Genomic DNA, 11945 nt, shown 5'->3' with positions numbered 1-11945 from the left:
TCCCTTAACCCTTCATCACGTTGACATCTTCGACCGCGATGGTTCCGCGGTTGCGGAAGAACACCACCAGGATCGCCAGACCGATTGCAGCTTCGGCCGCCGCAACGGTCAGGATGAACATCGTGAAGACCTGTCCGGCCAGATCGCCCAGATGGGCCGAAAAGGCGACAAAGTTGATATTCACCGCAAGCAGCATCAGTTCGATCGACATCAGGATGACAATGACGTTCTTTCGGTTCACGAAAATGCCGAACACGCCGGCGACGAAAAGTATCGCCCCCACCGTAAGGAAATGTGTCAATCCGATCATCGTTTCTGTCCCTCCGGGTCATTCACCCGTTGAAATATTCGTTCGCCAGCAGACCCGGCCCCGGGTCGGTCAGCCACTGCAATCCATCATGCAGCGTTCAAAGCCCTTGGCCGGGCTTCACATTCCTCAGTTCCATCGCCTTGGCCGGATCGCGGTGCATCTGCGCCACGACATCCTGCCGTTTCACATCCTTGCGGTGACGCATGGTCAGCGTGATCGCACCGATCATGGCAACCAGCAGGATCAGACCGGCAAACTGGAACGGCAAGAGATAGCGGTCATACAGGATCGTCCCGATGGCATTGGTGTTCATGGATTCCGCGACGATCGGCGCGGCGCGCAGGGCCTCGGCCTGTTGCGAACTTTCCCAGGCGCCAAAGGCGATCCCCAGCTGTGCCAGCAGAACCAGCCCGATCAGCCCGCCCAGAGGCAGGTAGCGGGCGAATTCCCCCTTCAGTTCGGCGAAATCCACATCCAGCATCATGACGACAAAGAGGAACAGCACCGCGACAGCGCCGACATAGACAATGATCAGCAGCATCGCGACGAATTCCGCGCCTTGCAGCACGAACAGACCGGCCGCCGACAGGAAGGCCAGGATCAGCCACAGCACCGAATGCACCGGGTTGCGCGCCAGAACCACCATGAAACCGGCAGTGCAGACCGAGATCGCGAACAGATAGAAAGCAAAGGTTATCATTCGGTTTCTTTCCCCTCGGATTCGGTGAACACGCTCTGCGCGATCTCAAGCGCTTTCTGCATGGCCGGGATGCCGGCAAACATCCCCATCTGATAAATCACTTCGGCAATCTCACGCGGCGTCGCGCCCGCTTCGATGGCGTGGCGAATTGTCAGGCGCAACTGCGGCTCGGCATGGGCGCCCTGCACCGTCATGGCCGCGATCGTCACCAGCAGGCGGGTGCGCGCGTCCAGTCCGTCACGGTTGAAGGTCTTGCCGAACCACATTTCCAGCATGTCCGACGGCATGGTCGGGATCAGCTTTTCAAAAGCCTTGGTATCCACATGTTCCAATGCCGGGTTGAAAGAGCGCGCCATCTCTTGCCCGGATTGCAGCATCTGCTGAAACATATTCTTGAACGGGTCTGTCATCTGTAGGGCGCATCTATTGCAATGTTGCGGGCAATCTCGGCTTCCCAGCGGGCACCGTTGTCCAGAAGCTTTTCCTTGTCGTAGAACAGCTCTTCGCGGGTTTCCGTCGCAAATTCGAAATTCGGCCCCTCGACGATCGCATCCACCGGGCAGGCTTCCTGACAGAAGCCGCAATAGATGCATTTCGTCATGTCGATGTCATAGCGCGTGGTGCGCCGACTGCCATCTTCGCGCGGCTCGGCATCAATGGTGATTGCCTGTGCGGGGCAGATCGCCTCGCACAATTTGCAGGCGATGCAGCGTTCCTCGCCATTGGGATAGCGCCGCAGCGCATGTTCTCCGCGAAAGCGCGGCGACAGCGGCCCCTTTTCATGGGGATAGTTCAGCGTGGCCTTCGGCGCGAAGAAGTATTTCAGCCCCAGACCAAATCCCTTGATGAAGTCGAACATCAGGAAATATTTGGTGGCGCGCGCAATGTCGAATGCCATGTCTTACACTCCTGCCCAACGGGCCCAGAAAGTCCCGAAGACTTCGAATTTCGCAAGGAACGCCACAATCACCACCCAAGCCAGCGACAGCGGCAGGAAGACTTTCCAGCCAATCCGCATCAGCTGATCATAGCGGTACCGCGGCACGATCGCCTTCACCATGGCGAACATGAAGAACCAGAACACCATCTTGACGAACATCCACAGCGCACCATCGGGGATGCCCGGGATCGGCGAGAGCCAGCCGCCGAAGAACAGCAGCGAGATCAGCGCGCACATCAGCCACATGGCGATATATTCACCGGCCATGAACAGCAGATAGGGCGTCGAGGAATATTCGACCATGAAGCCTGCAACCAGTTCTGATTCTGCCTCGGGCAGGTCAAAGGGCGGGCGATTGGTTTCGGCCAAGGCGCTGACGAAGAACAGCACCAGCATCGGCAGATGCGGCAGCCAGTACCACGACAGCAGCCCTGCCCCGCGTTGTGCCTCGACGATGGCCGTCAGGTTCATCGAGCCGGACGAGATGATGATGCCGACGATGATCAGCCCCAGGCTGACCTCGTAGGAAATCATCTGCGCGGCCGAGCGCAGCGAGCCTAGGAAGGGATATTTCGAGTTCGACGCCCAGCCGCCCATGATCACGCCGTAAACCTCCAGCGAGGACACGGCCATGATGAACAGCACGCCGACGTTGATATTGGCCATCACCCAGCCCGGAGCGAAAGGAATCGCCACGAAGGCTGTCAAGGCGAGTGTCATCGACAGGAATGGTGCCAGGAAAAAGACGAATTTATCCGCCCCTGCCGGAACCACGATTTCCTTGACGATATATTTCAGCGCATCCGCGAAGGTCTGAAACAGCCCCCAGGGGCCGACCACATTCGGTCCGCGCCGCATCTGCACCGCCGCCCAGATCTTGCGGTCCCCATAGACCATATAAACCAGCGACAGCATCACAAAGGCAATCACCGCAAGACCCTGCAACAGCAGGATCAGGGCGATACCCCAGGAAGATGCCCAAAAATCAGCCATGACGCCTGTCCCTCTTCCTTACGCCGCGGGAATGCCGCGTGCCTTGCATTCGCGCAAGGTCTCATTCGTTTCCATTACCCGCAGGCCCAAAGGCTTGCTGTCGGATATCGTAAAGGCCGCACCGATCAGCAGTTTGCCGTCACGGGTCTGCTGTAGCGTGCGGATATGACGCCCGTATCTGGCGCCCTCTGCCTTTGCCCAACCGGCCAATGCGCAGGTGGCATACGAAAAGGCGATATCGGCGTCCACCCCTTCGCGAAGATTTGCAGTCACCTCGACGAGATCGGTCTTCTTGCCATCGCCCAGAGTGACGACCTTGCTGCCCAGAAAGTCTTCAGAAGCAACGATCTTGTCGTCTCTCCATTCCGGCAATGCGGGCTGAGTCCGCCGGGCGAATTCGGCGATCGCCTTCTCCTGCGCGGTTGGCCCCGAGGAATGCCGGCGACCGCCCGTTGCACCTGTCAGGTCCAGATCCAGATTGGCATTCAGCGCCATCAGGTCGGCCTCGGTCACTTCAAAGGCATCGCGTCCGGCCGGACTGTCCAGGTTCATCTTGGTCACGCTGCCATCTTCTTCAAGAATCAGGATCTCTCCGGATTTCGTCGAGATGCGCGCCTGGCCCAGCCGCGCCGCGCCGCCGGATTTGCCTGTGGTGACGATGCTTGCCGTGACATGATCGGGCTTTTCGGGCGGACGGCCGTCGGAATTGTCAGCCGCGCAGCCCGACAGCACCGCGCAAAAGCCAAGCGCGGCGATGAATGTCTGAGGCTGGCGATATGCTGGCCGCATGTTCTTACTCCGCTGCTACCGCAGAAACTGATTGCCGCGCCGCTGCCATACGGGACAGTTCTGCCATCAGGGGCGAACTGCGCGCAATCGGGTTGGTCAGATAGAAATCCTTGATCGGATTCACGAAATCCGCCTTGCCAAGATCGGCCAGCTCAAGCGGTTGCCATTCGTTCTCGGGAACCTGATCGACCTTGCCCAGATGCGGAACCGCCTTGACCAGCGCCTGACGCAACTGTGCCATGCTGTCCCAAGGCAGTTGCTGGCCCAGTTCCGCCGACAGGGCCCGCAAGATCGCCCAGTTCTCCTTGGCTTCGCCGGGGGCGAAATTCGCCCGCATCGCCAGCTGGGGCCGGCCTTCGGTGTTCACGAACAGGCCGTTTTCCTCGGTATAGCAGGCCGCAGGCAGGATGATGTCGGCGCGATGGGCACCGCGATCACCATGGCTGCCCTGATAGATCACAAAGGCACCCGGTGCGATTTCGACCTCATCTGCACCCAGATTATAGACCACCTCGGCCCCATCGACGGCGGCGGTCAGGCCCCCCTCGGTCACGGCGCCGACATCCATGGCACCGACGCGACCGGCGGCCGTATGCAGGATCATCAGCTTGGAATTGCTTGCTTCGGCCAGCTTCATGGCATGGGCCAGCACGGCCTCGCCATCGGCTTCGCGAATCGCGCCCTGCCCGACGATCACCACCGAGGGTTTCTCGCGGGTCTCGTCGCTGATCTCCTTGTCGGTCAGGCTTTGCAGCGCGGCGCGATCCGTGCCCAGATGGGCATATTCATAGGTCAGATCGACGGCTGCGCCGACCAGACCGACCTTCGCGCCATTGATCCATGCGCGACGAATACGCGCATTCAGCACCGGCGCCTCTTCGCGCGGGTTGGTGCCGATCAGCTGGATCATTGCGGCATTGTCGATATCCTCGATCCGCGCGGTGCCGACATAGGCCGAACGGTTGCCCGCAGGCAGCCGCGCGCCATCGGTCCGGCATTCGACATGTCCGCCCAGGTTGCCGATCAGCTGCGTCAGGCTGAAGGCAGCCTCGACCGAAGCCAGATCCCCGATCAGACCGGCGACCTTCCTGCCGGTCATGGCGCGCGCCGCAGCCGTCAGGGCCTCGGGCCAGGAAGCGACGCGAAGCTTGCCGTTCTCACGAATATAGGGCTTGTCCAGACGCTGGCGACGCAGGCCGTCCCAGACAAAACGGGTCTTGTCCGAAATCCATTCCTCGTTCACGCCGTCATGGTTGCGCGGCAGGATGCGCATCACTTCGCGTCCCTTGGTGTCCACGCGGATATTGCTGCCAAGCGCATCCATCACGTCGATGGTTTCGGTCTTGGTCAGTTCCCACGGGCGGGCGGTGAAGGCATAGGGCTTGCTGACCAAGGCGCCCACCGGGCAAAGATCGATGATATTGCCCTGCAGGTTCGACGCCAGCGTTTCATTCAGATAGCTGGTGATCTCGCTGTCCTCGCCGCGACCGGTCTGGCCCATCTGGCTGATGCCGGCGACTTCGGTGGTGAAGCGAACGCAGCGCGTGCAACTGATGCAGCGGGTCATATGCGTTTCGACCAGCGGCCCAAGATTCAGCTCTTCCGAGGCGCGTTTGGGTTCGCGATAGCGGCTGAAGTCCACGCCATAAGCCATGGCCTGATCCTGCAGGTCGCATTCGCCGCCCTGGTCACAGATCGGACAGTCCAGCGGGTGGTTGATCAGCAGGAATTCCATCACCCCTTCGCGGGCCTTCTTGACCATCGGGCTGTTGGTGCGAATCTGCGGGGGCGCACCTTCCGGTCCGGGGCGCAAATCCTTGACCTGCATCGCGCAGGACGCAGCCGGCTTGGGGGGACCGCCGACGACCTCGACCAGACACATCCGGCAATTGCCCGCGATCGACAGCCGTTCGTGATAGCAAAAGCGCGGAATTTCGATCCCGGCCTGTTCGCAGGCCTGGATCAGGGTCAGGTTGGGATCGACATCGATTTCATTGTCGTCGATCTTGATTGTCCGCAATTCGGCCATCATTCCATCCTTACTTGGCGTTCAGAAGCGATCCGGTGACCGTCTTCCGTGCGATTTCTTCCCGTCCCAGACGGCAAAAGCTTTCCGGGTCCCCCGCCTTGACCCCATTGCGGGCCATATAGTCCTCGGCGGTGGCATAAATCCGTTTCTTGTCCTGTTTGCTGTCCAGAAACCCGTCGATCTGCGCTTCGGAATAGCCCTTCTGCAGGGCGTATTTCTTCAGTTCCCGGGCCTGCATGAAGGCATAGACAAGGCGACCGCTGATCGAAGGGCATTCCCGGCGAATGCGATCGGCAATCCGCGCAGCGATCAGCCGGTCGTTGATGTATCTTTCCTGGCTCAACGGCTCCAGCGCCGCAGCCGGGTTGGCAGCTGCCAGCGTCGAGGCGAAAAGCGTGGCGATGGCACCATGTCGGACGAATGCAGTCATGCGCAGCTCTCCGCCCCGCCGTGACACAGGCCACGACAGTTCGGGAGCATGAAACTCCCACATGACCCCGTCCACGAGGTATGAGCGATGTTCGCCCCGTTCCTCATTCCGCCGCCATTGCCCCCATGCGTCCGGTACGTTTCGCCTTGATGCGGTCCTCGATTTCCTCGCGGAAGTTGCGGATCAGCCCCTGGATCGGCCAGGCCGCGGCATCGCCGAGTGCGCAGATCGTGTGACCTTCCACCTGCTTGGTCACATCCAGCAGCATGTCGATTTCCTCGACCTCTGCCTCGCCCGTGACCAGGCGTTCCATCACCCGCATCATCCAGCCTGTGCCCTCGCGGCACGGCGTGCACTGACCGCAGCTTTCGTGCTTGAAGAACTTGGACAGACGCCAGACAGCCTTGATGACATCGGTCTGCTGATCCATCACGATCATGCAGGCTGTGCCGAAGCTGGATTTCATCTCGCGCATGCCATCATAATCCATGATGGCCGTTTCGCATTGTTCCGCCGTCAGGATCGGACAGGAAGCACCGCCGGGGATGACCGCCTTCAGGTTCTTCCAGCCGCCGCGAATCCCGCCGCCATGTTTCTCGATCAACTCTTTCATGCTGATCGACATGCTTTCCTCGACCACGCAGGTGTTGTTGACATGACCGGTCAGGCCGAACAGCTTGACGCCTGCGTTGTTGGGACGGCCAAAGCCGGCAAACCACTCGGGACCGCGGCGCAGGATGGTCGGAACAACGGCAATCGATTCGACATTGTTCACGGTGGTCGGGCAGCCATAGAGCCCCGCACCCGCAGGGAAGGGCGGCTTCATCCGCGGCATGCCCTTCTTGCCTTCCAGGCTTTCCAGAAGAGCGGTTTCCTCACCGCAAATATAGGCCCCTGCCCCGTGATGCAGATAGAGATCGAAATCCCAGTCCGATCCGCAGGCATTGCGGCCCAGCAGCCCGGCATCATAGCATTCGTCGATCGCCGCCTGCAGGGCCTCGCGCTCGCGGATGTATTCGCCGCGCAGGTAGATATAGCAGGTATGGGCATTCATCGCGAAACTGGCGATCAGCGCACCTTCGATCAGCGTATGCGGATCGTGGCGCATGATCTCGCGGTCCTTGCAGGTCGCCGGTTCGGATTCATCGGCATTGATGACCAGATAGGCCGGACGCCCATCGGATTCCTTGGGCATGAAGGACCATTTCAACCCGGTCGGGAAGCCCGCGCCACCGCGACCGCGCAGGCCCGAGGCCTTGACCTGTTCGATGATCTTGTCACGCCCCCGGCCAAGGATCTCGGCCGTTCCGTCCCAATGGCCACGGCGCTTGGCGCCGTCAAGGCTGCGATCACCCATGCCATAGAGGTTGGTGAAAATGCGATCCTGGTCTTTCAGCATCTAACTATCAATCCTCATCATCCGGGCGTCACGCATCGTTCCTGCGCCGCCAGATACGCCAGGTCACGAGCAGCGACCAGACAAAAGCGCCAATCGCGGCAAGATCGGCCAGAAAAGCCCATTTCGCCGCCCATCCATAATGCCCCCCCAGCCACTGAACGGCCAGCCAGAGAACCATTGCCACGGCAATGACCAGACCCGTCAGCCGCATCTGGGCCGAGTCGCGATCCTGTTGCCGGGCCATCAATACAGGCCGCCTTCTTCGACCCGCTTCGAAAACTCGGTGCCGCCACCTGCCGTCAAGGTCCGGGCCTGCCCAACCCAGTCATCATTGCGAATTCGACCACCCATGCGACCGATCACCTCGGCGAAATGATCGATCTCCTTGTCGTCCCAGGCCGCGATCTGCGCGAAACGGGTGATGCCATGTTCATTTAGCATCTCTTCCAGTTTCGGGCCAATCCCCCTGATCTCCTTCAAGTCGTCCCGAACTGCCGGAACGGTCTTCTTCGGCCGTACCGCCGGGTTCCCCGTGAAGGGAGGGGGCGCCCAATGCGATGCGTCCATCGCAGGTTCACCGCGGCATAGAAGCCAAATCAGGAAGACCCCGAAAAGGCCCCCCGACACAAGAGCAAGAACCAGACCTTCGAACCAGTTCAGATCTCCGGGCCCGACCGTCAGGATCCAGACCAGCAGGCCAAGGCCGGCGCCAGAGATCCAGCAAAGTCTTGTATCGTTTTCGGTCGGCATGTCGCGTTATCCCATTCAGGTTGCGGTCGTCTTACTCCTCGTCATAACGGCCATCCGCGCCGGCACGGCGGGAAAACTCGGTCTCGCCACCAGAGGCAAGCTGTTTTGCCTGAGACACCCACTCGTCGCGTGATGCCCGTCCCTTGAAGCCTTCCAGATTCGCGTCGATCCATGCAAGTTCTTCCTCGCCCCAGCTTGCGATCTGGTCGAAATGGAAGAACCCGAGGCTGTGCAGCAATTCCTCCAGCTTGGCCCCGACGCCCTTGATCATTTTCAGATCATCGGCAGTGCCGTCTCTCGGGGCATCGAGCCCCTCGGGACGGCGGCCGACCGTGTCGGCCTGGGCCGCCGGCTCGCGCGCGGATACGGGTTGCGCCGCCGATCTGGCCTGCGCCTGCTGTTCGGTCACGCCGGTGGCATCCGCAGCCTTGCCCTCGGCAGGCCGGGGCTCTGCGTCATCTGTCTGATCCGAACCGGACTTTTGATCCACCGCATCGGCAGGCTGATCCTTGCGAAGCCATTTGGTCAGGATCGGGACCTCGGTGCCATCGATGCGCTTGAGCGTTTCACCGTATCGACGAGCCAGCGAAACACTGGCATTCGCCGAATCGCCCGTGCCCTTCAGATCCGTCAGGCTGGTCAGCCCTGACGCCGGCTCAGAGGCAAAGCGGCCGTTCTGCGGCCCCGGCTGCGGCACCTGCCCTTCGGACATCGCATCGATCAGGGCCTCGAGTTTCTCGGGCGTCAGATCCTCGTAATAATCCTTGCCGATCTGGGCCATCGGCGCATTGGCGCAGGCGCCGAGACATTCGACCTCTTCCCAGCTGAACTTGCCATCGGCCGAAACCGTATGCGGGGTCGGCGCGATCTTGCGCTTGCAGACCTCGATCAGGGCCTCGGCTCCGCAGATCATGCAGCTGGTGGTGCCACAGATCTGGATATTGGCAATGCTTCCAACCGGTTGCAGCTGGAACATGAAATAGAATGTCGCCACCTCGAGTGCGCGAATATGGGCCATGCCCAGCAGATCAGCGCAATATTCGATGGCGGGGCGCGACAGCCAGCCCTCTTGCTCCTGTGCACGCCACAAGATCGGGATAATCGCCGATTGCTGGCGACCTTCCGGATATTTGGTCATCTGTGCACGGGCCCACTCCAGATTGGCGGGCGTGAATTCAAAACTGTCGGGCTGGACGGGAGAAAGACGGCGCAGCATGACGACCTCAGCTCTTCGCGATCAACGCAAGCAGGGCGCCGAACAACGCGACCCCGCCAACGATCAGGTGAAGCCGGAACGGAAGGTCCGCCCGACGATAAATGAATGCATCTCCGAAACCGATCGCGGAAAAGGCGATCAGCACGGCAAACAGGAAGACCGGTGTACCGATCCATGATCCGATCACCGCCAACAGGGTCAGGGCACCGTAACGCACCAGCATCGCCTGCGGCAACATTTCGGCCCGGTGCTGAATCAGGCGCAGGCCGGTCTGACGGTTGAAGGCCAGCAGCAGCGTGACCACCCCCAGACAGATGGCGACCAGCCAGCCAAAGATCTGCACCAGATCATGCAGCATCAGCGATCAACCTCACCGAACACGATGTCCATGGTCCCGATGATGGCCGAAACGTCAGCCAGCATATGTCCCTTGGACATCCAGTCGATGGATTGCAGATGCAGGAATCCGGGGGCACGGATCTTGGCACGATAGGGTTTGTTCGACCCGTCGCTGACCAGATAGACACCGAATTCGCCCTTGGGTGCCTCGACCGCGGCATAGACTTCGCCGGCAGGGACGTGGAAACCCTCGGTATACAGCTTGAAGTGATGGATCAGGCTTTCCATGTCGCGCTTCATGTCGCCGCGTTTCGGCGGGGTCAGCTTGCCACGGGCCAGAATATCGCCCTGCCCGGCAGGCTCGCGCAGCTTGGCGATGGCCTGACGCATGATCCGGACGGATTGGCGCATCTCTTCCATGCGGCACAAATAGCGGTCATAGCAGTCGCCATTCTTGCCCACCGGAATTTCAAAGTCGAATTCGTCGTAGCATTCGTAGGGCTGGCTGCGACGCAGATCCCAGGCCAGACCCGAACCGCGCACCATGACGCCCGAATAGCCCCAGTCAAGGACATCCTGTTCGGTGACCACACCGATATCGGCGTTGCGCTGCTTGAAGATTCGGTTCTCGGTCAGCAGCCCGTCGATATCGGCCAGCACCTTGAGGAAGGGATCACACCAGGCCTCGATATCGTCGATCAACTCGGGCGGCAGATCCTGATGGACGCCACCGGGGCGGAAATAGGCGCTGTGCAGGCGCGCACCGCATGCACGCTCGTAAAAGACCATCAGCTTTTCGCGCTCTTCAAAGCCCCAGAGCGGCGGCGTCAGCGCGCCGACATCCATGGCCTGTGTCGTCACGTTCAGCAGGTGGTTCAGAATCCGGCCGATTTCAGAATAGAGCACCCGGATCAGGCTGGCGCGACGCGGCACAACGGTGCCGGTCAGCCGTTCGATCGCCAGGCACCAGGCATGTTCCTGATTCATCGGCGCGACATAGTCGAGTCGGTCGAAATAAGGCAGGTTCTGCAGATAGGTGCGGCTTTCCATCAGCTTTTCGGTGCCGCGATGCAACAACCCGATATGCGGATCGCAGCGCTCGACGATTTCGCCGTCCAGTTCCAGAACCATCCGCAACACGCCATGGGCGGCGGGGTGCTGAGGCCCGAAATTGATGTTGAAGTTGCGGATACGCTGTTCGCCCACCAGGGCATCGGACGAGCCGTCGTCATATTGATTGTTGCGGATATCGCCGTCCATCATCAGCCCTCCTGTTGCGGCATCAGCCCGGCCGCAAGGCGGGCCCCGGACATACCGCGAAGCTGCCCGGCCAAACCAAGATTGGCGGGTCTGCAATCGGTAAAGATTTCAGTCGTCACCGCGACGCGCCGGGAATTCCGCCGGCACGGGCGGCTTGCGCTGAACATGCTCATGTCGCGTCTTTCTTTTCGTCGCCGGGCAGCACGTATTTCGCGCCTTCCCATGGCGAAAGGAAATCGAACTGGCGGTATTCCTGAACCAGATTGACCGGCTCATAGACAACGCGCTTTTCGGCCTCGTCATAGCGCACTTCGACATAACCGGTGGTCGGGAAATCCTTGCGCAGCGGATGGCCGCGGAACCCATAGTCGGTCAGGATCCGGCGCAAATCGGGATGCCCCGAGAAAAGGATGCCGAACATGTCGAAGATTTCACGTTCGAACCAGTTGGCCGAGGGATGAATATTGATCAGCGAGGGAACGATTTCATCCTCGCGGATCGCAACCTTCACCCGGATGCGGTGGTTCTGATACATCGACAGCAGATGCCAGACGACGTCAAAACGCTGCGGACGCTGTGGGTAATCGACTGCCGTGATATCGACCAGGGTCGAGAAGCGGCAGCTGCTGTCCGTGCGCAGGAACTCGATCAGATCGACGATGCCGCTGACGGTCGAGGTAACGGTCAGTTCCTGGAATTCGACCTTCGCCGACAGCACCTCTGCGCTGCGGCGCAGCTTGATATGCTCGGCCAGTTGTTCCAGCGTGTCCAGATCAGGATAGACTGCCAT

15 protein-coding genes are annotated in these 11945 nt (G+C 60.5%); all 15 read right to left on the bottom strand.

Going from position 1 to position 11945, the window contains the following annotated elements; genetic code table 11:
- Window positions 1-4 precede the first annotated feature (4 nt).
- Complete coding sequence (nuoK, locus tag JHW44_RS05400) at window positions 5-310, bottom strand: NADH-quinone oxidoreductase subunit NuoK (RefSeq protein WP_089343058.1); 306 nt, start codon at window positions 308-310, stop codon at window positions 5-7.
- A 97-nt stretch (window positions 311-407) separates the two neighbouring features.
- Window positions 408-1010: an NADH-quinone oxidoreductase subunit J gene (locus JHW44_RS05395; protein ID WP_089343059.1), complete on the bottom strand. Its 603-nt coding sequence runs from the start codon at window positions 1008-1010 to the stop codon at window positions 408-410.
- Entirely contained in the window at window positions 1007-1420 is a 414-nt protein-coding gene (locus JHW44_RS05390; RefSeq protein WP_089343060.1) for a carboxymuconolactone decarboxylase family protein, read from the bottom strand. Before JHW44_RS05390 ends, JHW44_RS05395 begins: the two co-directional genes overlap by 4 nt.
- Window positions 1417-1908, bottom strand: a complete 492-nt coding sequence (gene nuoI / locus JHW44_RS05385; RefSeq protein WP_089343061.1) for an NADH-quinone oxidoreductase subunit NuoI — start codon at window positions 1906-1908, stop codon at window positions 1417-1419. Before nuoI ends, JHW44_RS05390 begins: the two co-directional genes overlap by 4 nt.
- Before the next feature lie 3 nt (window positions 1909-1911).
- Window positions 1912-2943, bottom strand: coding sequence for an NADH-quinone oxidoreductase subunit NuoH (gene nuoH / locus JHW44_RS05380; protein ID WP_089343062.1), 1032 nt, complete (start codon window positions 2941-2943; stop codon window positions 1912-1914).
- Between the two features lie 18 nt (window positions 2944-2961).
- Window positions 2962-3732, bottom strand: coding sequence for a hypothetical protein (locus JHW44_RS05375; RefSeq protein ID WP_089343063.1), 771 nt, complete (start codon window positions 3730-3732; stop codon window positions 2962-2964).
- Between the two features lie 4 nt (window positions 3733-3736).
- Complete coding sequence (gene nuoG, locus JHW44_RS05370) at window positions 3737-5761, bottom strand: NADH-quinone oxidoreductase subunit NuoG (RefSeq protein WP_089343064.1); 2025 nt, start codon at window positions 5759-5761, stop codon at window positions 3737-3739.
- Between the two features lie 10 nt (window positions 5762-5771).
- On the bottom strand, window positions 5772-6191 hold the full coding sequence (locus JHW44_RS05365) for a DUF5333 domain-containing protein (protein ID WP_179217634.1): 420 nt from the start codon (window positions 6189-6191) through the stop codon (window positions 5772-5774).
- A 103-nt stretch (window positions 6192-6294) separates the two neighbouring features.
- Window positions 6295-7590: an NADH-quinone oxidoreductase subunit NuoF gene (gene nuoF / locus JHW44_RS05360; protein ID WP_089343065.1), complete on the bottom strand. Its 1296-nt coding sequence runs from the start codon at window positions 7588-7590 to the stop codon at window positions 6295-6297.
- A gap of 28 nt (window positions 7591-7618) precedes the next feature.
- Window positions 7619-7834 (bottom strand): DUF5337 domain-containing protein, encoded by a 216-nt coding sequence (locus tag JHW44_RS05355; protein WP_089343066.1) that lies wholly within the window; start codon window positions 7832-7834, stop codon window positions 7619-7621.
- Window positions 7834-8340: a hypothetical protein gene (locus JHW44_RS05350; protein ID WP_089343067.1), complete on the bottom strand. Its 507-nt coding sequence runs from the start codon at window positions 8338-8340 to the stop codon at window positions 7834-7836. The genes JHW44_RS05355 and JHW44_RS05350 overlap by 1 nt, the downstream gene beginning before the upstream one ends.
- Window positions 8341-8371: 31 nt before the next feature.
- On the bottom strand, window positions 8372-9556 hold the full coding sequence (locus JHW44_RS05345; RefSeq protein ID WP_089343068.1) for an NADH-quinone oxidoreductase subunit E: 1185 nt from the start codon (window positions 9554-9556) through the stop codon (window positions 8372-8374).
- A gap of 7 nt (window positions 9557-9563) precedes the next feature.
- A complete protein-coding gene (locus JHW44_RS05340; protein ID WP_089343069.1) occupies window positions 9564-9914 on the bottom strand; it encodes a hypothetical protein in 351 nt (116 codons plus the stop codon).
- Window positions 9914-11158: an NADH-quinone oxidoreductase subunit D gene (locus JHW44_RS05335; RefSeq protein WP_089343070.1), complete on the bottom strand. Its 1245-nt coding sequence runs from the start codon at window positions 11156-11158 to the stop codon at window positions 9914-9916. The genes JHW44_RS05340 and JHW44_RS05335 overlap by 1 nt, the downstream gene beginning before the upstream one ends.
- 166 nt (window positions 11159-11324) lie before the next feature.
- The gene (locus tag JHW44_RS05330) at window positions 11325-11945 is read right to left on the bottom strand and encodes an NADH-quinone oxidoreductase subunit C (protein WP_089343071.1); all 621 of its coding nucleotides are present in this window, start codon (window positions 11943-11945) and stop codon (window positions 11325-11327) included.

The sequence above is a fragment of the Paracoccus seriniphilus genome (genome assembly GCF_028553745.1).
GTDB classification, from domain to species: Bacteria; Pseudomonadota; Alphaproteobacteria; order Rhodobacterales; family Rhodobacteraceae; genus Paracoccus; species Paracoccus seriniphilus.
The sequence above is the reverse complement of the archived record's forward strand: the minus strand, read 5'-3'. Positions and strand labels throughout refer to the sequence as shown.